Raw genomic sequence first — 21,440 nt, 5'->3', positions numbered from 1 at the left:
GCTTCGCGGTCTTCCGTGGCCGTTTGTGGGCCCTTGGGCTGGTCTTTTTTTTCCGTTTTTTTTTTTTTTTGTGCCATCTCCTTGTCGGTTGTCTGGGGGGGGGGGGGGGCCGCCCCCCCCCCACCCCCGTTCAAGATCAGCGGATCGGGCCGGGAGCCCCGGGACGCCCCGGGGCCGGCGCGGGTGCGGGCGGCGGGCAGGGCTGCGCCGGTGCACACTGCTGCGCGGGAGCCGGGCCCGGCCCGGGCGGCGGAGGCGGGGCAGCATTGGCAATTCCGCCGAATCCCATTGCAGCGACGGACAATACGCCGAACACCGCGATGCCACCGAGAATCCGGCGCGGACGAGACCTCATCGTGTTTCCTTTCAATGCGCGGCGCCCGAATGGCACCGCTTGCACGCCAAGACTCTGGCCCGGCGCGATCTCATCCCCGCAACGGATATGTCACGGTTGGCGCACTATGACCACCTTATGCGACCGCTATGCACGGCATTGGAAACCAATGAGCCGCAATATGTTTCGTTGATCACAGCAGCAGGGCCAACCCGCATTGCCGGTCACAGCGAATAGCCGGCAGCTATCCGCCTCACACGCTACTCATAGCTTCCCATGGTCTGCTAGATGAACTAACTGTGAATCAGAAGGAAAGATGACGGTAAGCAATGAGCGTGTTCGACCGGTTCTCCAAACGCGCCACCGGCGGTGAGCAGCCGCCCGAGGACGTACCCACCAAGCCCACCGGGTACCAGCAAACCGCCAGCCGGCTGCATTCATTCAACCGCTATGAGATCAAGTACCTGCTCGACGAGATGAAGGTTCCGGCCCTGCGCGAGCAGCTCACGGCCCATATGGGATCCGACCCGTTCTCCCCCCGTGGTGGCTACCCGGTGACCTCGCTGTACTACGACACCCCCGACCTGCGGTTCTACTGGGAGAAGATGGAGGGGCTGAAGTTCCGGCGCAAGCTGCGCATGCGGCTGTACGGCGACCCGGCCGAATGCACCGACGAGACATCGGTGCAGGTCGAGATCAAGCAGCGGGTCAATCGCGTCACCCAGAAGCGGCGCATCGCCCTGCCCTACGGGGTGGCCAGGAGCTGGCTGGACGACCGCGAAGAGATCTCCTGCGATCCGTCCGAACGTCCGTTCGTCGACGAGGTGACCATGCTCATCGGCAACCTCGACCTTCGCCCGGTGGTCACCACCGGTTACCTGCGCGAAGCCTTCGTGGGCCAGGACGCCGATCTGGGCCTGCGGGTCACCATCGACCACAAGGTGCACGGTCGCGATCGGGATTTCTATTTCGCCTCCGGGGCTCCCAACCGCTACATCATCCCGCCCAAACTCGCGATCGTGGAGTTCAAGGCCAACGAGCGGGTGCCGTACTGGGTCACCGATCTCGCGGCCCGGGCCGATATGTCGGTCATCCGGGTCTCGAAGTACTGCCAGTCGGTGCAGGCCTTCGGACTGGCCCCACGCTCGATAGCCGGGGCACCGGAGCTGGCCATGCCCGACCCCGACGAACTCCTCACCACCGGTTTGTAATCCACACTCACATAAAGGAAGAGCATGACCATCGACCTGCAGGATCTCAGCGGGACGTTCACGGTGTTCGACGTTGCCGCCTCATTGGCATTGTCGTTCGTCCTGGCGTCGATAATCGGCTGGGTCTACCGCTACACCCATAAGAACGTCTCCTACAGCCAGTCCTACGTGCAGACCCTGGTGATGGTCTGCATGGTGATCTCGGTGATCATGCTGGTCGTCGGGTCCAACATCGCCCGTGCCTTCGCCCTTGTCGGCGCGCTGTCGGTGATCCGATTCCGCAACGCCATCAAGGAAACCCGCGATGTGGGCTTCATCTTCCTGGCGATGGCCGTCGGCATGACCACGGGCACCCGCTTCTACCTGCTGGCCGTCGTGGCCACCGTGGTCATCTGCCTGGTGCTGCTGATCATGTACCGGTTCAACTGGTTCTCCCTGGACGTGCAGCGCCAGGTGGTCAAGGTCCAGGTGCCGCCCGAGCCGGAGTACACCGCACGCGTCGAGGATGTCCTGATCGATTTCTGCTCCGAATTCGAGCTGGTGTCAACGGAATCCGCTCGCTCCGGAGCACTGGTCGAGCTCTACTACACGGCCCGGCTGAAGAAGGGCCGCAAGGGCAGCGAGTTGATCGCGGCACTTGGCGCAGTGAACACCGGACAGCGCGTGACCGTACTGACCGGATACGACCAGACCGACATCTGATGACCGAGCCCAACCCACGCGACGAATCGCCGCCTCGGCGGCGATTCGTCCACCGATTGCCCACCCGGCTGCGGCAGCACTGGAAACTGCTCGCGCTGCTCGTCGTGGCCACCGTTGGGCTGATGGCGGCGTTCGGCCAGACTGTCATCCGCCCCTACATCTCCAGCGATGTCAGCGTGATGACCTCCCCCATCACCAACAACATCACCGGCACGGTCGATCTGTTCGACAGCAGCGTCGGGCACACACTGACGATCAATCTCACCGATGCCGAGTACAACGACATGCTCTCGGCCTACGTAAAAGACGGCGCGAAGAAGTGGGTGAACGCCGACTTCACCATCGACGGCACCACCATCAGCGACGTCGCGGTGCGACTGAAGGGCAACTCGACCCTGATGGGCCTGCGCGGGGACGGGCACATGGCGCCGGAAATGCGCGACGGCGCAGGGCCGCCCCCGGATGACGAGTTCATGAAGACCATGAAGTACATGCAGGCCTCCGCAGATGACCCGACGTCATTGCCGCTGCTGATCAGTTTCAACGAGAACGCCGAAGGTCGCGGCTATCAGGGAATGACCGAGTTGTCGGTGCGGCCCGGCACCCCGGTGCTCAACGAGTCGCTGGCGTTGTCCCTGACCGCCGCCACCGGCCAGCCCACCCAGCGTTACGCCTACGCGACATACACCTTCAACGGCAAGACCACCACCCGGCTGCTCTTGGAACACCCCGACGAGACCTACGGGAACACTCTGTTCGACTCCGACGGATATCTGTACAAGGCCGATGCGAGTTCACGCCTGGAGTTCAGCGGCACCGACCAGTCCAGGTACGCCGACCAGTTCAAGCAGATCAACTCCGTCGACAACGGCAACCTGCAGCCGATCATCAACTTCCTGCAATGGCTGGACCGTGCCGACCAGGAAGAGTTCGATGTCCATCTGGGCGACTGGGTGGACGTGGACTCGCTGGCCCGCTACCTGGCTACCCAGAACCTACTGGCCAACGGCGACGACATGGGCGGCCCCGGACAAAACTACTACCTCTGGTACGACCTGGGCACCAAGAAGATCTCTGTCATCTCCTGGGACCTCAACCTGGCGATGATGGGCGAGCCCGATGTCCGTCCCGATGAGAAAGTGCAGATGAAACTGCCGGAGCACCCCGAGGACGGACCTCCGGGTGGGCAGGGTCCTCCCGGCATGGGACCCGGTCCGGGCGGAGACGGCAACGGACCCAAGCAGATGCTGGGTGGCAACCAGCTCAAGGATCGGTTCCGCGATTCGAAGGCGTGGGCCCAGACCTACGACGATGCCTACTGGGCGCTGTATGACCAGATGTACGCCGATGGCCAGGCGCACACCCTGCTCGACCAGATCGCGGCGACCATTCCGCTCACCGATGGTCTCACCGAGCAGGAGCTCAACGAGCAGGTCGACTCGATGCGCCAATGGATCGACAAGCGGGTGGCGGCGCTGGAGAAGGCACGCGCAGAATGACCACCCTTCACCGGTACTGCGGATAGCTCCAGTACGCCGAGCAGTGCTCGGGCCGATCCCCCGCCACCGGGCGATCGGCCCGAGCCCGCAACATATTGAACACGTACGGGGGTTCGATCGTGCCGCCGCGCGCTCACGCATTCACGCACCGACGCCGGAAGCCGATGCAGGGCCGGGTCGATATCGGAGGACGGCCCAGACAGGTACTCGGCGTCGAGCTGGCCGGTCTGCTCGAAGCGGCAGCGCCGGCCCGACCAGTGGCGGTACCGGAACCCCGGCAACCCCTGGGCCAGTCGCTGTCATGCCTGCTCCCCACCCTGCGCCGGGATGATCACCCGGATCCGGCATCCCGCCCTGGAATCCATCACTTCTATTGAACCACTGTGTAATTCGACCGCCCACCGGGCGATCGCCAATCCTAGCCTGGTACCACCGTCGGAGGTCGTCCCGCGAGTGAATCGTGTGGAGACCCGGGCCGTGGCCAAACGCGCCGCGGCGGCTTCATAGCAGACGCATAGCCAAAGCCCATGGTCCGCCCACCCCATCGGCAGACCATGGTGTCATGACCGAGTTGATCGTTGATACCCCAATCTCCCCGGTGTCAGCTCGTCCCGACGCCGTGACCGAAGCCCGCGAGCGCGGTGTCCCCGTCGTCGACGTCGTGGTGCCCGTCTACAACGAGCAGACCGCGCTCGCCGCATCGGTGCGCCGGCTGCACCGCTATCTCTCCGAAACGCTGCCGTACTCGGCGCGCATCACCATCGCCGACAACGCCAGCACCGACCGGACACCCGAGATCGCTGCCCAGCTGGCCGAGGAACTCGAAGGGGTGCGGGTGGTCCGCCTGGAGCAGAAAGGCCGCGGCCGTGCGCTCAATGCGGTGTGGTCGACCTCGGATGCACCTGTGCTGGCCTACATGGACGTGGACCTGTCCACCGACCTCGCCGCACTGCAACCGTTGGTGGCACCGCTGATCTCCGGGCATTCCGATGTCGCCATCGGAACCCGACTGGCAAGAGACTCCCGCGTGGTCCGGGGCGCGAAACGCGAGGTGATCTCACGCTGCTACAACCTCATCCTGCGCTCCACCCTGGCTGCGAAGTTCTCCGATGCGCAGTGCGGATTCAAGGCCATCCGTGCCGATGTCGCTGCCAAGCTGCTGCCTCACGTCGCTGACACCGGCTGGTTCTTCGATACCGAGATGCTGGTCCTTGCCGAACGATCCGGCCTGCGGATCCATGAGGTACCGGTGGATTGGATCGATGACCCCGACAGCACGGTCGACATCGTGGCAACGGCAACGGCTGATCTCAAGGGCATCGCCCGGATGCTGAAAGGTTTTGCCACCGGGGACATCCCGGTTCGCGAGATCGGTGCTCAGCTGGGATCTGCGCGCGCAGCCGCACCGCGCAGCCTGCTGCGGCAGGTGGTGCGTTTCGCCGCCATCGGCGTGCTCTCGACAGTGGCCTATCTGCTCATCTTCGCCGCGCTGCACGCCAGCCTCGGCGCACAGGGCGCCAATCTGATCGCGTTGTTGGTCACCGCAATTGCCAACACCGCAGCCAACCGGCGGTTCACCTTTGGGGTTCGCGGGAGCACAGGCGCCGGGCGCCACCACGCCGAGGGGCTGGCGGTCTTCGGCCTGGCGCTCGCCCTGACCAGCGGATCGCTGGCCGCAATGCACGCACTGGTGCATCCGACCCCGCACTGGCTGGAGCTGGGAGTGCTGATCGCGGCCAACCTCACGGCCACCGTGCTGCGGTTCACCCTGTTGCGCGGGTGGGTCTTTCACCCCAATCGTGACCAGAACGACGTAACCGGAAAATGATCGTGAGCACCATGGCCGAAGTCGCCGAGTCCCAGACCCCGGTGACCTCCGGCTCGGATCATCCTGACCCTCGCTGGGATCGGCCGGCCCTGGCCCTGCTATTGACTGCGACCGCGGTCTTCTGGTGTATCGGACTGGGCCGAAACGGATGGGCCAACGCCTTCTACTCCGCGGCCGTACAGGCAGGAACGAAAAGCTGGAAGGCGTTCCTGTTCGGGTCCTCCGATGCCGCCAACGCCATCACGGTGGACAAACCGCCGGCCGCCTTGTGGCCGATGGAGATCGCGGCCCGGATCTTCGGCGTCAACACTTGGTCGATCCTGCTGCCTCAGGTGCTCCTGGGCGTGGCATCGGTGGCTTTGCTCTACGCGATCGTCAAGAAACAGTTCGGCCCGGGAGCCGGGTTGATCGCCGGATTGGTGCTGGCCTTGACGCCGGTGGCCACCTTGATGTTCCGCTACAACAATCCCGACGCCCTGCTGGTGTTCGTGATGATCGCAGCGGTTTGGACGCTGTTGCGGGCCGTGGCCGACGGGCGCACCCGCTGGCTGGTGCTGTGCGGCGCCCTGCTGGGCCTGGGATTTCTCACCAAACAGCTGCAGGTGCTGTTGGTGATACCGGCACTGGCGATGACCTATCTGATCGCGGGCCAACCGTCCCGATTGCTCACCCGGCTGGCTCAGCTCATGGCCGGCCTGGCGGCCACGGTGGCCACGGCCGGCTGGTGGGTCCTGCTGGTGGAACTGTGGCCGGCAGACGATAGGCCCTATATCGGCGGCTCGAGCAACAACAGCTTCCTGGACCTCACCTTCGGCTACAACGGGCTGGGTCGGTTGAGTGGTGGCGAGCATTCGATGCCGGCCGGCGCACCGGGTCCGGACCCGGCCGGGGGAGGATTCCATCCGTTCGGGCAGGCCGGTATCACCCGGTTGTTCACCGGCGAGTCCGGCGCTCAGATCTCCTGGCTGCTACCCGCGGCCCTGATCCTGCTCGTCACGGGGCTGATCGTGTACCGGCGCCGTACCCGGACCGACCGTGACCGAGCTCAGTATCTCGTCTGGGGCGGGTGGCTGCTGGGCACCGCCGCGGTGTTCAGCTACATGTCGGGGCTGTTCCACGACTACTACACCGTGGCACTGGCACCCGCGGTGGCAGCGCTGGTCGGTATCGGCAGTGCCACCCTCTGTCGTCGTCGTGAACATGTCTGGGCAGTCGGCACCTTGGCCACGGTAACGTTGGCTACCGGAATCTGGGCGTGGGTTTTGTTGAGCCGCACACCGGATTTCGTGGGCTGGTTGCGCTGGATCATCCTCGGTGCGGCCATCACGGCCGCAGTCGGTCTGGTGGCCGCCGGCGCGCATCGGACCGGCCTGAGGAATGCGGCCGCAGTGGTGGCGATCGCCGCCGCGTTGGCCGGTCCGCTGGCCTATTGCATCCAGACCGTCAATACCACGCACACCGGTGGAGTGATCACCGCCGGACCTCAGATCTCCGGCTCCGGCATGCCTGGGTTCGGGCCTACTCAATCGCCGGGCTCGGCGTCGGAGGCAAAGGTGTCAGACGCTCTGACGCAAGAGCTTTCAGCGGATGCCTACTCCTACACCTGGGTTGCCGCAGTACCGGGCTCGACCGAAGCCGCCTACTACCAGCTGGCCACCGACCGCCCGGTCATGGCGCTCGGCGGTTTCGGCTCCGGCGATCCGGCACCCACCCTGCAGCAGTTCCAGCAATACGTCGCCGACGGGCGCATCCATTACTACATCCCCTCGGCCGGCCTGGGGCTGCCCGGCCGGCCCGGCGAGGGCTCTCACGGACAATCCCCCGCACCGCCCGGACGTGACGGATCCAGTGAGGCTGAACACATCGAGGATTGGGTCAAGCAGCATTTCACTGCGATCGACGTCGACGGTGTTGCCGTGTACGACCTCTCATAGCTACGCCATAGAGTGAGCACAGTCGGCCCATAAGAGAACTCACGACAATCTGATAGTGCCGCATTCCGATGTCCATTGTCCGCCCACCGCGCCCGAACCGCACATCGTGCCCGCTACCCGGGCGATGATGACACGAGCCGACGGCAGTCCCATTCACGTACTGGTCGTCGATGATGAGCCCGGCCTGACCGAACTGGTGTCCATGGCGGTGCGCTACGAGGGATGGCGGGTATCCACCGCCGAGGACGGTGCATCCGCAATCCGCCAGTTCCGGCACGCTCCACCCGACGTCGTCGTTCTGGACATCATGCTGCCCGATATCAACGGCCTCGAGGTGCTACGTCAGTTGCGGGAAGCGCAACCCAAGCTGCCGGTTCTTCTTTTGACCGCGAGGGAGTCACTTGAGGATCGCATTGCGGGGCTCACTGCCGGGGGCGACGACTATGTGACGAAGCCATTCAGCGTCGAGGAGTTGGTACTGCGACTCCGTGCCCTGATGCGGCGCACCGGCATATCGGAGGACACCGGGGAGGCCAAACTCATCGTTGGTGATCTCATCCTCGATGAGGACAGTCACGAGGTCATCCGTGCCGGCGAGGAAATCCATTTGACAGCACGTGAATTCGAACTACTCAGGTACATGATGCGCAATGCCCGTCGGGTGCTGACCAAAGGTCAGATCCTCGAGCAGGTGTGGAACTACGATTTCGACGGTCGCTCCAACGTCATCGAGCTGTATATCTCCTATCTGCGTCGCAAGATCGATGCCAACCGCTCCCCCATGATCCATACCCTCCGCGGAACCGGATATGTCCTCAAACCCGCACGCTGAACGCTCCCTGCTCATTCGGCTGCGCAGTCCACGGACCTGGGCCCTGCAGACTCGGCTACTCGTGGCGCTCATGGCCCTCCTGATCTTTGTCTGCGCCGGCATCGGAGCCGGAACCCTGCTGGCGATGAATCGCTTCCTGCACCAACAGCTCGACCGTCAAGTGATGGAAACCGTTGAGCGCTCGTCAGTTTTCTACAATCACGGATCCCCACCGTTCGAGCGGTACGCCGGCCCGGGCCCGCTGTTCCTCGACGGCCCCGGGCAGTCGGTGGACACCGTCGGCGCAGTGATCGCCGACGGCCGGGTGATAGAAGCCGCGGTGATCGGGTCCGACGGCACCCGAAGGGCGCTGTCGCCGAACGCCCTCCGCCAGCTTGCCGATGTCACCGAAGGCCGCCGGGTGGAGATCGACCTCGACGGTCTGGGCGACTACGCTTTGGCCGGCGTCGCAGCCGAGGATGGAAATATCGTGGTGGCCGGCTTACCTATGGCTGGGTTGCACAGCACCCTACTGACAATCCTCGGGTTCTTCAGTGCGGTGGCAGCGGTCGCGCTGGGGCTGGCCGCCGCGGTGGGTACGGTGATCATCCGGCGCCAGTTCACCCCGTTGTCTCAAATCGCGAACGCCGCACACAACGTCGCCCAGCTCGACCTCGTGCACGGCGAGGTCCATCTGCCCACGCCCGTGGTACCGGTCAACCCCGAGTCGACCCACACCGAACTGGGACAGCTCGCGGCGGCCTTCAACCGGATGGTCGACCGGATAGCCGATGCATTGGCGGTCCGTCATGCCAGCGAGACCCGGGTCCGTCAGTTCGTGGCCGATGCCAGCCATGAATTGCGCACTCCCCTGGCCTGTATCCGCGGCTACATCGAACTGGCCAGGCGCGAACTTCCGGCGATTCCCGATGACCTCGCCTATGCCGTCACACGCGTCGACGTCGAATCCAAACGCATGAGCCAACTGGTGGAGGACATGCTCCTGCTGGCCCGGGTGGACGCCGGGCGCCCGCTCGACCACGAGCAGGTGGATCTGTGCCAGCTCGCAGTGGACACCGTGAGCGACGCCCACGTCGCCGGACCGGATCACCGTTGGTCGGTCGATGTGCCAGACGAGCCTGTCGTCGTGGTGGGAGATCGACTGCGACTCCATCAGGTGCTGGCCAACCTGCTGTCGAATGCACGCGTGCACACGCCACCGGGAACCCGTGTCCACACCTCGTTGAGCTTTGCGACCGACGACCAGGTGGTCTTGACCGTCAACGACAACGGGCCCGGCATCCCGGACCACCAGCAGTCCGAGATTTTCGAACGCTTCGCCCGCGGCGACTCTTCCCGCTCACGCCGCGCCGGCAGTACCGGGCTCGGCCTGGCCATCGTCTCCGCACTCGTCAAAGCACACAACGGGTCCGTCGAGGTCCGCAGCCGCCCAGGGGAAACCGCGTTTACCGTCACACTTCCCAGTGATCAGGCCCGCTGGCTGGAAACCGAGATGACCTCGCCGGTCAGGTAACTCGAGTAATCGCTGGCCAGGTAGGCGATCGTGGTGGCGATCTCCCACGGCTCGGCTGCGCGGCCGAACGCCTCGTCCGAGGACAGCCGGTCCAGCAAGGCCGCGTCGGCCGACTTCTCGAGGAACTTGTGCCGCGCGATGCTCGGCGAGACGGCGTTGATGCGGACGCCGTATTCGACGGCTTCGATGGCACTGCACCGGGTCAGTGCCATGACGCCGGCCTTGGCCGCGGCGTAGTGCGACTGGGAGTGCTGTGCGCGCCAACCGAGAACGCTGGCGTTGTTGACGATGACGCCGCCGTGCTCGACGCCGCGGAAGTAGCGCAGCGCGGCGCGGGTGGCCCGCATGACCGAGTTCAGCGTGACGTTGAGGACGCGATCCCACTCGTCGTCGGTCATGTCGACCAGCGGGGTCTCGCCACCCAGTCCGGCGTTGTTGACCAAAACGTCGAGGCGGCCCATCTTTTCGACCGACCGGGCGATCAGCGCGTCGACCGCCTCGGTGGAGGTGACGTCGCAGACCACGGCCTCGACCCGACCCAGGCCGAGTTCGGCCAGCTGATCACGGGTCTCGTTCAGGCGCCGTTCGTGGTAGTCGGACACCACGACGTCGGCGCCTTCCAGCAGGGCGCGGCGCGCGGTCGACGAGCCGATGCCGGTACCAGCGGCGGCGGTCACCAGAACAACTTTGCCCTTGAGCAGGCCGTGGCCTTCGACCTCGTTGGGTGCTACCGAAAGATCCATCAGCCCTTAGCCTCTCGGGGTAGGCCGAGCACCCGCTCGGCGATGATGTTGCGCTGAATCTCGTTCGACCCGCCGTAGATGGTGTCCGACCGCGAGAACAGATACAGCCGCTGCCACTCGTCGAATTCACCCTCAGGCAGCGCCAGCCCGGCCGTTCCCTGCACGTCCATGGCGATCTCGCCGAGTTCGCGATGCCAGTTGGCCCACAACAACTTCGAAACGTTGTCTTGGCCCGGTTGCTCGACGTCCATGGTGGCCAGCGCATACGACCGCATGGCCTGCAGACCGGTCCAGGATTCGGTCAACCGCTGACGGATCAGCGGATCGTCGGCCGCGCCGGTGCGCTTGGCCAGTTCGACGAGGTTGGAATGCTCACGGGCATAGCGTATCTGCTGCCCGAGCGTGGACACGCCGCGCTCGAAGGTCAGCGTGCCCATCGCCACGCGCCAGCCGTCACCGGGCTGACCGACCACCAGCGAGGCGTCGGTCCGGGCATCGTCGAAGAACACCTCGTTGAACTCGGAGTCTCCGGTGAGCTGGATGATCGGGCGGATCTCGACGCCGGGCTGATCGAGCGGCACCAGCAGATAGGACAGGCCGGCGTGCCGCTTGGAGCCCTTCTCCGTCCGCGCCACCACGAAGCACCACTGCGCCCAGTGGGCCAGCGACGTCCACACCTTCTGGCCATTAATGTGCCACTGTTCACCCTCCGCATCGAGCTCGGCCGTCGTCGCCACGTTGGCCAGGTCACTGCCGGCGTTGGGCTCGGAGTAACCCTGGCTCCACAGCTCGGTGACGTCGAGGATCTTGGGCAGGAACCGCTGCTGCTGCTCGGGGGTGCCGTACTCGATGAGCGTCGGCCCGAGCAGCTCCTCGCCCAGGTGGTTGACCTTGTCCGGCGCGTTGGCGCGGGCGTACTCCTCGTAGAAGGCGACGCGGTGCGCAACCGACAGCCCGCGACCGCCGTGCTCGACGGGCCAACCGAGGCAGGTCAATCCCGCGGCGGCCAGATGCTGATTCCACGCGCGGCGCTCTTCGAAAGCTTCGTGCTCACGCCCCGGTCCACCTAGGCCCTTGAGCGCTGCGAATTCGCCTACGAGATTGTCTGCGAGCCACTGCCGGACCTCGGCCCGGAACTCCTGGACCTCTATCACCCCTGTAGGCTAACCTACCAAGCACTTGCTTTGTTAGGGGAGTCGATGGCCTGGGCACACCACCCGATTGCGGGGCAAGATCGTCGCACCGTGCCCGCGGTGCTCGACCGGGTTGCCGTGCAGTTTTCCGACCACGATGCGCTGGTCAGTCCTGACCGGCGTCTCACTTATTCGGAACTGCGCGCACAGGTGCGTCAGGCCGCGGCAGCGATGATCGATCTCGGTGTCGAACCCGGTGACCGGGTGGCGATCTGGTCGCCGAACACCTGGCACTGGGTGGTGGCGTGTCTGGCCACGCACTATGCGGGCGCGCAGATGGTGCCGCTCAACACCCGCTACACCGCCAGCGAGGCTGCCGACATCCTGGCCCGCACCGAGGCGCCGTTGCTGATCGCCTCCGGCGAGTTCCTCGGTGCAGACAAGACCGCAGAACTCGACCGCGCCGCCCTGCCCGCGTTGCGCCACATCGTGCGGGTACCGATCGAGAAAGACGACGGCACCTGGGACGAGTTCGTCGCCCGCGGCGACAACGACGGCGCCCTGGAGGCTGTCGACGCCCGCGCCGCGGCGGTGCAGCCCGACGATGTCTCCGACATCCTGTTCACCTCCGGCACCACCGGACGCAGCAAGGGCGTGCGATGTGCGCATCGACAGTCGTTGGACGGCTCGGCCGCGTGGGCCGAGTGCGGTCAGGTGACGAGCACCGACCGGTACCTGTGCATCAACCCGTTCTTCCACAACTTCGGCTACAAGGCCGGCATCCTGGCCTGCCTGCAGACCGGCGCCACGTTGTACCCGATGCTCACCTTCGACGCCGAGCAGACCCTCAAAACCATTGCCGAACAGCGCATCACCGTGCTTCCCGGCCCGCCGACCATATTCCAGACCCTGCTGGACCATCCGAAACGCGCTGACTACGACCTGTCGTCTCTGCGATTCTCGGTCACCGGCGCGGCCGTGGTGCCAGTGGTGCTGATCGAGCGGATGCAGTCCGAGCTCGACATCGACATCGTGCTGACCGCCTACGGGCTGACCGAGGCGGCCGGGTTCGGCACCATGTGCCGGGCCGACGACGACGCCGTGACGGTGGCCACCACCTGCGGCCGGCCGATCGCCGACTTCGAGCTGCGGCTGGACGATTCGGGCGAGGTACTGCTGCGTGGGCCGAACGTCATGCTCGGCTACCTCGACGATCCCGAGGCGACCGCGGCCGCCATCGACGCCGACGGCTGGCTGCACACCGGCGACATCGGCAAGCTCGACGAGCGCGGCAACCTGACCATCACCGACCGGCTCAAGGACATGTACATCTGCGGCGGGTTCAATGTGTACCCGGCCGAGATCGAGCAGGTGCTGGCCCGTCTGGACGGGGTGGCCGAGACCGCGGTGATCGGCGTTCCCGACGAGCGGCTCGGCGAAGTGGGCAAGGCCTTCGTCGTCCTCAAGCCCGGCTCCACGCTCGACGAGACCGCCGTGATCGCCCACACCCGTGAGCATCTGGCCAACTTCAAGGTGCCGCGGTCGGTGGAGTTCCTCGACGTGCTGCCGCGAAATCCCGGCGGCAAAGTGATCAAACCGGTGCTGCGCAGCAAAGGGACCCGAGAAGGGGTGCAATGGACCTGACATTCGATGAGGAGACCGAGGCCTTTCGGGCCGAGGTCCGCGAATTCCTGACGGCCAACCGGGATTCGTTCCCGACGAAGTCGTACGACACGCTCGAGGGTTTCGAGCAGCACCGTCGTTGGGACAAGGTGCTTTTCGACGCCGGGCTGTCGGTGATCGCCTGGCCCAAGGAATACGGCGGCCGCGACGCCACTCTGCTGCAGTGGGTGGTGTTCGAGGAGGAGTACTTCCACGCCGGCGCACCGGGGCGGGCCAGTGCCAACGGCACCGCCATGTTGGCCCCGACACTGTTCGCCCACGGCACCGAAGAGCAGCTGCAGCGGGTGCTGCCGAAAATGGCCAGCGGCGAGGAGATCTGGGCCCAGGCCTGGTCCGAGCCTGAGTCGGGCAGCGACCTGGCCTCGCTGCGTTCGACGGCGACCAAGGTTGACGGCGGCTGGAAACTCAACGGACAGAAGATCTGGAGCTCACGCGCCCCGTTCGGTGAGCGCGGCTTCGGCCTGTTCCGCTCGGACCCGGAGGCGCAGCGCCACAAGGGCCTGACCTACTTCATGTTCGACCTCAAGGCACCCGGCATCACCGTGCGGCCGATCGCCCAACTCGGCGGGGACACCGGATTCGGCGAGATCTTCCTCGACGACGTGTTCGTGCCCGACAACGACGTGATCGGCGGCGTGCACGAGGGCTGGCGCGCGGCGATGAGCACGTCGAGCAACGAGCGCGGCATGTCGCTGCGCAGCCCGGCCCGCTTCCTGGCACCGGCCGAGCGCCTGGTTTCGCTGTGGAAAGAAAACCCCGATCCGGTGTTCACTGACCGCGTCGCCGACGCCTGGATCAAGGCCCAGGCCTACCGGCTGCACACCTTCGGCACGGTGACCCGGCTGGCCAACGGCGGCGAGCTGGGCGCCGAGTCCTCGGTGACCAAGGTGTTCTGGTCCGATCTGGACGTCGCCCTCCACCAAACTGCGCTGGATCTGCAGGGCCCTGACGCCGAGCTCGCAGACAGCTGGACCGAAGGGCTGCTGTTTGCGCTTGGCGGCCCGATCTACGCCGGCACCAACGAGATTCAGCGCAACATCATTGCCGAGCGCCTTCTTGGCCTGCCCCGGGAGCCGAAGTGAACACCCGAGGACGACCGCGAGTGAGGATCGCAGCGAGGAACGAGCGAGGACCGGAGCGAGTGGGAGCCGAGGCATGAACTTCGAGATCGACGAACAGCAGCGGGACTTCGCGGCCAGCATCGACGCCGCGCTGGGCGCTGCCGACGTACCGGCCGCCGTGCGCGCCTGGGGTGACGGCGACACCGCCCCCGGCCGCAAAGTATGGGCACAGTTGACCGACCTTGGGGTGACCGCGCTGCTGGTGCCCGAGAAGTTCGACGGCATCGAAGCCAGCCCCGTCGACCTCGCCGTCGCCATGGAGCGGTTGGGTTACTGGGCCGTGCCCGGACCGGTGACCGAGTCGATCGCCGTGGCTCCGATTCTCCTGGCGAACGATGAAAGATCGGCACAACTTGCCTCGGGTGAGTTGATCGCCACCGTCGCCATGCCTCCCCAGGCGCCACGGGCCGTCAACGCCGATTTTGCCGGGTTGACGCTGCTGGCCGCCGACGGACAGGTCGGCGACGCCAGCATTGACGTTCAGGCCGGGGCTGCTCACGATTCCGTCGACCCCACCCGAAAGCTGTTCGACGTCACCGCATCCGGCGACACCCAGTCGGCAGACACCGCACGGGCCTACGAGTTCGGCGTGCTGGCCACCGCCGCCCAACTGGTGGGCGCCGGGCAGGCGATGCTCGATCAGTCCGTCGAGTACGCCAAGCAGCGGTCTCAGTTCGGCCGGATCATCGGCTCCTACCAGGCCATCAAGCACAAGCTGGCCGACGTGCACATCGCTGTCGAGCTGGCCCGCCCCCTGGTCTACGGAGCGGCACTGTCGTTGGCCGAGGGTTCGCCAGACACCGCCCGCGATGTGAGCGCCGCCAAGGTGGCTGCCGCCGACGCTGCCTTGCTCTCCGCCCGTTCGGCGCTGCAGACCCACGGCGCCATCGGATTCACCCAGGAACACGACTTGTCCCTGTCACTGCTGCGCGTGCAGGCGTTGCGCAGTGCCTGGGGCGATCCGACCACGCACCGCCGTCGACTGTTGGAGGCCCTCTCGTGAGTGAAGAACGGCAACTGCTGCGCGAAACCGTCGCCGCCCTCGTTGACAAGCACGCCTCCCCCGAGGCCGTGCGCACGGCGATGGAATCCGAACGTGGTTACGACGAGAAACTGTGGACCCTGTTGTGTGAGCAGGTCGGCGCGGCCGCCCTGGTGGTTCCCGAGGAACTCGGCGGCGCCGGAGGCGAACTCGCCGACGCCGCAGTGGTTCTCGAAGAGCTCGGCAAAGCCCTGGTGCCCACCCCCCTGCTGGGCACCACGCTCGCCGAGCTGGCCCTGCTTGCGGTCGAGGTGCACGAGCCGCTCGAAGAGTTGGCCGAAGGCACGTCCATCGGCACCGTCGCCTTCGATCCCGAATACGTGATCAACGGTGACGTGGCCGATATCGTCATCGGCGCTGACGGGGAAAACCTCACGCGCTGGACCACATTCACCGCCACGCCCAAGACCACCATGGATCTGACCCGTCGGCTGTCCGCGGTGATCCCCGGCGACACCGTCGTCCTCGGCGCCGACCCCGGCCTGGCCGACACCGCGGCCCTGCTGATGGCCGCCGAACAGATCGGTGCCGCATCACGCTGCCTGGACCTCACCGTCGCCTACACCAAGGACCGGGTGCAGTTCGGCCGCGCCATCGGCAGCTTCCAGGCGCTCAAGCACCGGATGGCCGACCTGTACGTCAAGGTGTCCGCCGCACGCGCCGTCATCAACGACGCCATCGCGGCCCCGTCACCGGCCACGGCGTCGCTGGCCCGCTACTTCGCCAGCGAGGCCCTGTCCGCGGTGACCGCCGAGGCCATCCAGATGCACGGCGGCATCGCGATCACCTGGGAAAGCGACATCCAGCTGTACTTCAAGCGCGCTCACGGCAGCGCGCAGCTGTTGGGACCGCCGCGCGAGCATCTGCGCCGGCTCGAAGCCGAAGTGTTCTAGCCTGCAGGACATGGTCGACGTCGCACTGCGAGCCGGGATCCCGCCGTTTCACGTCATGGACGTGTGGCTGGCCGCCGACGAACGCCAACGCTCGCACGGCGACCTCGTCAACCTCTCGGCCGGGCAGCCCAGCGCCGGGGCACCGACGGCGGTACGCGACGCCGCCGTCGCTGCGCTGAATCAGGGTTCGCTCGGTTACACCGTCGCGCTCGGTCTCCCCGAGCTGCGCGCCGAGATCGCCGCGTCGTACCGAAAGTACGGCGTCGACGTCAGCGTCGACGAGGTGGTGCTCACCACCGGCTCCTCCGGCGGGTTCCTGCTGACATTCCTGGCCTGCTTCGACGTCGGTGATCGCGTGGCGATCGCCAGCCCCGGCTACCCCTGTTACCGCAACATCCTGACCGCGCTCGGCTGCGAGGTCATCGAGATGCCGTGCGGCCCCGAAACCCGATTCCAACCGACGGTCGCGATGCTCGAGGCGCTCGATCCCCCGGTCGCCGGCGTCATCGTCGCCAGTCCGGCCAACCCGACCGGCACCGTCATCCCGCCCGAGGAATTGGCCGCGATCGCTCGCTGGTGTGACGAGACCGGCGTGCGCCTGATCAGCGACGAGGTGTACCACGGTCTGGTCTATCCCGGCGCCCCGGCGACCAGCTGCGCGTGGGAGACCTCACGGAATGCCGTGGTGGTCAACAGTTTCTCGAAGTACTTCGCGATGACGGGCTGGCGGTTGGGGTGGCTGCTGGTGCCCACCGAGTTACAGCGGGCCGTCGACCGGCTCACGGGCAACTTCACCATCTGTCCGCCGGCGCTGGCCCAGCATGCCGCGGTGGCCGCGTTCTCGCCGGAGTCACTGGCCGAGGCCGACGGTCTGCTGTCGCACTACGCCGAGAACCGCACATTGCTGCTCGATGGGTTGCGTGGCATCGGCATCGATCGGCTCGCCCCGACCGATGGTGCCTTCTACGTCTACGCCGATGTCAGCGATCACACCGACGATTCGCTGGCCTGGTGTTCGAAACTGTTGGCCGACACCGGCGTTGCCATCGCTCCGGGCATCGACTTCGACACCGTGCGTGGCGGCTCCTATGTGCGACTGTCGTTTGCCGGGCCGACGAGCGACATCGACGAGGCGCTGCGCCGCATCGGGTCGTGGCTTCCTACGTCGACTTCGCGGTGACGCCACCTTCGACGGCTTCTACGTCGGCGGCATCGACGTCGGCCAGATCCACGCCCTTGGTCTCCCGGGCGAACGCCAACGCCACGAGGGTGACGGCCGCGGCGCCGGCCAGATAGATCGCAATCGGTACCGACGAGTGGAACTCGGCCAACAGGCGCACCGCGATGACCGGCGCAAGTGATCCCGCGACAATGGCCGTCACCTGATAGCCAAGGGAGACACCGGAATATCGCATCCGGGTGGGGAACATCTCCGACATCAACGCCGGCTGCGGGGCGTACATGAAGGCGTGGAAGACCAGGCCGAGCACGATCGCCGACAGGATGACGACATTGTCGTGACTGTCCATCATCGGGAAGGCGAAGAACCCCCACGCCCCGGTGCCGAGCACACCGACGAGATATACCGGTCGACGCCCGAAGCGGTCGGACAGCGCGCCGACGAGCGGGATGGCCACAAGATGCACCGCGTGTGCGACCAGCAACCACAGCAGGATCGAGTCGGTGTCGGCGTGCGCGTGCACCTTCAGATAGGTGATGGAGAACGTGACCACCAGGTAGTACATGATGTTCTCCGCAAACCGCAGCCCCATCGCGGTCAGGACGCCGCGCGGATACCGGCGCAACACCTCGACGGCACTGAACGACGACGCCTTGATCTGCTCGGCTTCCCGTTGTGCCACAACGAAGATCGGGGCGTCGGTGACCTGGGTCCGGATGTAGTACCCGATCAGCACGACCACGGCCGAGAGCCAGAACGCCACCCGCCAACCCCAGGACAGGAAGTCCGCGTCGGACAACGTTGCGGTCAGCGCCAACAGCACGACGGTGGCCAGCATGTTGCCGACCGGCACACCGGCCTGTGGCCAACTGGCCCAAAAACCGCGGCTGCGGTTCGGGCTGTGTTCGGCGACCAGGAGCACCGCCCCGCCCCATTCACCGCCGACCGCGAAACCCTGCAAAAAGCGCAGTACCACCAGCAGGGCGGGCGCCCAATAGCCGATCTGGTCGTACGTCGGCAGGCATCCCATCAAGAACGTGGCGACGCCGACCAGCAGTAACGAGAACTGCAGCAATTTCTTGCGGCCGTACTTGTCGCCGAAGTGCCCGAACACGATGCCGCCCAACGGGCGTGCGACGAAACCTACCGCGTAGGTGAGGAACGCGGCCAGGATCGCGTCGAGCTCGCTACCGATCCCGGGGAAGAACACCTTGCTGAACACCAGGGTGGCGGCAGTGCCGTACAGGAAGAACTCGTACCACTCCACCACCGTGCCGGCCATCGACGCGGCGACGACACGGCCCAGCCCCGAGGGCCGGTACGCAGACTCACTTTCAGGCATGCGTCAGTGTGGCACCGGTCGCGTCCTGAACATCGTCGAAAGTGAGATCCGGTGCGGTTTCGACCAGTGTCAAGGTGCCGTCTCCGGTGACGTCAATGACCGCAAGGTCGGTGATGATGCGATGCACGACCCGTTCGCCGGTCAACGGCAGCGTGCAACTCTCGACGATCTTCGGCTGTCCGGACTTGTCGACGTGTTCCATCAACACGATGACGCGCCCGGCACCGTGCACGAGGTCCATCGCGCCGCCCATGCCCTTGACCATCTTGCCCGGCACCATCCAGTTCGCCAGGTCGCCGAACCGCGAAACCTGCATGCCGCCCAGCACCGCGACGTCGATGTGGCTGCCGCGAATCATCCCGAAGGACAACGCCGAATCGAAGAATGCGGCACCCGGGAGTATGGTCACCGTCTCTTTGCCGGCGTTTATCAGGTTGGCGTCGATCTCGTCGGCGGTTGGGTATGGGCCGGTGCCCAGGATCCCGTTCTCCGAGTGCAACGTCACGTGCACATCGCGGTCGAGGTATCCGGGAATGAGCGTGGGCAGACCGATGCCGAGGTTGACGTACTGCCCGTCGGACAGTTCCTGTGCCGCACGGGCGGCCATCTGTGACCTGGTCCAGCCCTTGGTGATCACCGAATCTGTCATGCCGACACCTCCTCGCGCACGGTGCGCTTCTCGATCCGTTGTTCCTGCGGCCCCGTCTCGACGATGCGCTGCACGAAGACACCGGGGAGGTGGACCTGCTCGGGGTCCAATTCACCTGGCTCGACCAGCTTTTCGACCTCGGCGATGGTGATCCGGCCGGCCATCGCGACCAACGGGTTGAAGTTCATCGCGGTCTTGTCGAACACCAGGTTGCCCTGGGTGTCCCCCACGGCGGCGTGTACCAGGGCGAAATCGGCGTGGATGCCGGTCTCCAGCACGTAGCGACGCCCGTCGAACTCGCGGGTCTCCTTGGGGGGTGAGGCGACGGCGACCGAACCGTCGGCCGCGTAGCGCCAGGGCAACCCGCCGTCGGCGACCAACGTGCCCACCCCGGCCGGGGTGTAGAACGCCGGGATTCCGGCCCCGCCGGCTCGCAGCCGCTCGGCGAGCGTGCCCTGCGGCGTCAGCTCAACCTCGAGCTCGCCGGCCAGGTACTGCCGGGCGAACTCCTTGTTCTCTCCCACATAGGAGGCGGTGACGCGGCTGATGCGGCCCAGCCCCAGCAGCACGCCGAGACCCACACCGTCGACGCCGCAATTGTTGGAGTACACCGAAAGGTTCCCGACTCCGGCGTCGGCCACGGCCTGGATCAGGCCGTCGGGGATGCCGCAGAGTCCGAATCCGCCAACGGCCAGCGAGGCGCCGTCACCGATGTCGGCAACCGCCTCGCGGACGTCAACCACCTGCTTACCGGCCATACTCGATGCTCCTGCGTCTGTTCAGTGGATGACTTGTCCAGGCGAGGACACCATCAATCAGCTGGTGAGCGCAAGACTTGGCGGCCCATCGGCGCCGTTCTGTCCGCTGAGGTGACACCGGGCCGCTCTGGCGTCCATTCAGTGGACGCTAGAGTCGGGACTGTGGCTGAAGGTGAATCCGGCACTCCGGTGATCACGCGGGCTGCGACGATCCTGCGCGCGCTCGCCGACGCCCGCTCCGACGGCGTCACCACGACCGAGGTCGCCCGGGCGACGAACATGCCGCGAGCGACCGCACACCGCATGCTCACCGCGCTGGCCGGCGAAGGCCTCGTCGACCGGGCGCCCGACACCGGGCTGTGGTTCCTCGGTCCGGAGGTGTACCTGCTCGGCTCGGTGGCCGCAGCGCGGTACGACGCGGCCCCGCTGGCCACCGATATCCTGCGAGCGCTGGCGCGTGACACCGGCGAGAGTGCGTTTCTGTCTGCGCGTCGCGGCGACGAATCCATCTGCGTGAGCGCCGAGGAAGGCAGCTTCCCGCTGCGCTCCCACGTCCTGCATCCGGGCAAACGGTTTCCGCTCGGCGTCGCCTCGGCGGGAATCGTGATGCTGGCGCACCTGCCGGACCCGGAGATCACTGCCTACCTCGATCGCGTTGACCTGACCGCGGAGTGGGGCGAGACGCACTCCGCTGCCCAACTTCGCCGCCGCATCCAGCAGACGAGGATCAAGGGCTACGCGGTCAACCCGGGTTTGATCGTCGAAGGCAGTTGGGGTATCGGCGCGGCGGTGTTCAACGAGCTCGGTCAGCCGATGTGGGCGCTGAGCCTGACCGGTGTGGAGATGCGTTTCGGAGCGCAACGTCAGGCCGCCCTCGGGGAAGCGCTGCTGCTGGCCGCACATACACTCGGTCAGCGGCTCAAGCGCAAACGGTAGCCGGCCGACTGCCGGTCCCGCGGGCCTCGGTGGGTCTCGGTTGGGTGCGCGAGGGCGCGGGATATCCGATGTGCCCGCCTATTAGCGACTTCTCAGCGACAATCGCC

At 66.0% G+C, this 21,440-nt stretch carries 19 protein-coding genes and 1 pseudogene; 13 read left to right on the top strand and 7 right to left on the bottom strand.

The window, feature by feature from the left end; translation table 11 throughout:
* Positions 1-136: 136 nt before the first annotated feature.
* Entirely contained in the window at positions 137-355 is a 219-nt protein-coding gene (locus tag A5699_RS29400) for a hypothetical protein (protein WP_157561465.1), read from the bottom strand.
* Between the two features lie 308 nt (positions 356-663).
* On the opposite strand from A5699_RS29400, the gene A5699_RS26700 reads away from it, so the two are divergent.
* From A5699_RS26700 to A5699_RS26690, 3 genes are read left to right on the top strand one after another with little or no spacing between them, the layout of a single operon-like run.
* Entirely contained in the window at positions 664-1,545 is an 882-nt protein-coding gene (locus A5699_RS26700) for a polyphosphate polymerase domain-containing protein (protein WP_067776425.1), read from the top strand.
* 24 nt (positions 1,546-1,569) lie between these two features.
* Positions 1,570-2,247 (top strand): DUF4956 domain-containing protein, encoded by a 678-nt coding sequence (locus tag A5699_RS26695; protein ID WP_067776422.1) that lies wholly within the window; start codon positions 1,570-1,572, stop codon positions 2,245-2,247.
* Positions 2,247-3,746, top strand: coding sequence for a CotH kinase family protein (locus A5699_RS26690; protein ID WP_067776419.1), 1,500 nt, complete (start codon positions 2,247-2,249; stop codon positions 3,744-3,746). The genes A5699_RS26695 and A5699_RS26690 overlap by 1 nt, the downstream gene beginning before the upstream one ends.
* Positions 3,747-4,045: 299 nt before the next feature.
* On the opposite strand, the pseudogene A5699_RS30370 reads toward A5699_RS26690, so the two are convergent.
* Positions 4,046-4,222 (bottom strand): annotated as a pseudogene (locus tag A5699_RS30370) (ATP-binding protein); the annotation flags it as partial.
* Positions 4,223-4,308: 86 nt separating this feature from the next.
* On the opposite strand from A5699_RS30370, the gene A5699_RS26685 reads away from it, so the two are divergent.
* The 4 genes from A5699_RS26685 to A5699_RS26670 all read left to right on the top strand — a co-directional run bounded on the left by A5699_RS26685 (position 4,309) and on the right by A5699_RS26670 (position 9,853).
* Positions 4,309-5,574, top strand: a complete 1,266-nt coding sequence (locus tag A5699_RS26685; RefSeq protein WP_067776417.1) for a bifunctional glycosyltransferase family 2/GtrA family protein — start codon at positions 4,309-4,311, stop codon at positions 5,572-5,574.
* 11 nt (positions 5,575-5,585) lie between these two features.
* Positions 5,586-7,508, top strand: a complete 1,923-nt coding sequence (locus tag A5699_RS26680; RefSeq protein ID WP_067776431.1) for a glycosyltransferase family 39 protein — start codon at positions 5,586-5,588, stop codon at positions 7,506-7,508.
* Between the two features lie 127 nt (positions 7,509-7,635).
* The gene (locus tag A5699_RS26675) at positions 7,636-8,340 is read left to right on the top strand and encodes a response regulator transcription factor (protein WP_067776428.1); all 705 of its coding nucleotides are present in this window, start codon (positions 7,636-7,638) and stop codon (positions 8,338-8,340) included.
* Positions 8,318-9,853, top strand: a complete 1,536-nt coding sequence (locus A5699_RS26670; protein ID WP_067776414.1) for a cell wall metabolism sensor histidine kinase WalK — start codon at positions 8,318-8,320, stop codon at positions 9,851-9,853. The genes A5699_RS26675 and A5699_RS26670 overlap by 23 nt, the downstream gene beginning before the upstream one ends.
* Here A5699_RS26670 and ipdF read toward each other — a convergent pair.
* Both ipdF and ipdE1 read right to left on the bottom strand, forming a co-directional pair.
* The gene (gene ipdF, locus A5699_RS26665; RefSeq protein WP_157561464.1) at positions 9,808-10,596 is read right to left on the bottom strand and encodes a (5R,7aS)-5-hydroxy-7a-methyl-1-oxo-2,3,5,6,7,7a-hexahydro-1H-indene-carboxyl-CoA reductase; all 789 of its coding nucleotides are present in this window, start codon (positions 10,594-10,596) and stop codon (positions 9,808-9,810) included. The two genes, A5699_RS26670 and ipdF, sit on opposite strands and share 46 nt — an antisense overlap.
* On the bottom strand, positions 10,596-11,750 hold the full coding sequence (ipdE1, locus tag A5699_RS26660) for an acyl-CoA dehydrogenase IpdE1 (RefSeq protein WP_067776409.1): 1,155 nt from the start codon (positions 11,748-11,750) through the stop codon (positions 10,596-10,598). Before ipdE1 ends, ipdF begins: the two co-directional genes overlap by 1 nt.
* Before the next feature lie 45 nt (positions 11,751-11,795).
* Between ipdE1 and fadD3 the strand changes: the two genes are divergently transcribed.
* The 5 genes from fadD3 (at position 11,796) to A5699_RS26635 (ending at position 17,648) form a co-directional block, all read left to right on the top strand.
* Positions 11,796-13,373 carry a 3-((3aS,4S,7aS)-7a-methyl-1,5-dioxo-octahydro-1H-inden-4-yl)propanoate--CoA ligase FadD3 gene (gene fadD3 / locus A5699_RS26655; RefSeq protein WP_067776408.1) on the top strand — a complete coding sequence of 526 codons (1,578 nt, stop codon included), beginning with the start codon at positions 11,796-11,798 and terminating at the stop codon, positions 13,371-13,373.
* Entirely contained in the window at positions 13,364-14,494 is a 1,131-nt protein-coding gene (locus tag A5699_RS26650; RefSeq protein ID WP_067776405.1) for an acyl-CoA dehydrogenase family protein, read from the top strand. Before fadD3 ends, A5699_RS26650 begins: the two co-directional genes overlap by 10 nt.
* 73 nt (positions 14,495-14,567) lie before the next feature.
* Positions 14,568-15,536, top strand: coding sequence for an acyl-CoA dehydrogenase family protein (locus tag A5699_RS26645; protein ID WP_067776402.1), 969 nt, complete (start codon positions 14,568-14,570; stop codon positions 15,534-15,536).
* Complete coding sequence (locus tag A5699_RS26640) at positions 15,533-16,468, top strand: acyl-CoA dehydrogenase family protein (protein WP_067776397.1); 936 nt, start codon at positions 15,533-15,535, stop codon at positions 16,466-16,468. Before A5699_RS26645 ends, A5699_RS26640 begins: the two co-directional genes overlap by 4 nt.
* Before the next feature lie 10 nt (positions 16,469-16,478).
* Positions 16,479-17,648, top strand: coding sequence for a pyridoxal phosphate-dependent aminotransferase (locus A5699_RS26635; RefSeq protein WP_067776395.1), 1,170 nt, complete (start codon positions 16,479-16,481; stop codon positions 17,646-17,648).
* On the opposite strand, the gene A5699_RS26630 is transcribed toward A5699_RS26635, so the two are convergent.
* The 3 genes from A5699_RS26630 to A5699_RS26620 are packed head-to-tail and all read right to left on the bottom strand — an operon-like array spanning position 17,629 to position 20,397.
* Positions 17,629-18,990, bottom strand: coding sequence for an MFS transporter (locus A5699_RS26630; RefSeq protein WP_067776390.1), 1,362 nt, complete (start codon positions 18,988-18,990; stop codon positions 17,629-17,631). The genes A5699_RS26635 and A5699_RS26630 overlap by 20 nt on opposite strands.
* The gene (locus A5699_RS26625; RefSeq protein WP_067776387.1) at positions 18,983-19,639 is read right to left on the bottom strand and encodes a CoA transferase subunit B; all 657 of its coding nucleotides are present in this window, start codon (positions 19,637-19,639) and stop codon (positions 18,983-18,985) included. Before A5699_RS26625 ends, A5699_RS26630 begins: the two co-directional genes overlap by 8 nt.
* Positions 19,636-20,397, bottom strand: coding sequence for a CoA transferase subunit A (locus A5699_RS26620; protein ID WP_067776385.1), 762 nt, complete (start codon positions 20,395-20,397; stop codon positions 19,636-19,638). The genes A5699_RS26625 and A5699_RS26620 overlap by 4 nt, the downstream gene beginning before the upstream one ends.
* Positions 20,398-20,559: 162 nt before the next feature.
* Between A5699_RS26620 and A5699_RS26615 the strand changes: the two genes are divergently transcribed.
* Positions 20,560-21,333, top strand: coding sequence for an IclR family transcriptional regulator (locus tag A5699_RS26615; protein WP_067776383.1), 774 nt, complete (start codon positions 20,560-20,562; stop codon positions 21,331-21,333).
* Positions 21,334-21,440 lie beyond the last annotated feature (107 nt).

The sequence above is a fragment of the Mycobacterium sp. E802 genome (assembly GCF_001666875.1).
In the GTDB taxonomy this organism is placed as follows: Bacteria; Actinomycetota; Actinomycetes; order Mycobacteriales; family Mycobacteriaceae; genus Mycobacterium.
Note: the sequence above shows the minus strand (reverse complement) of the source record. Positions and strands in the feature narration are given on the sequence as shown.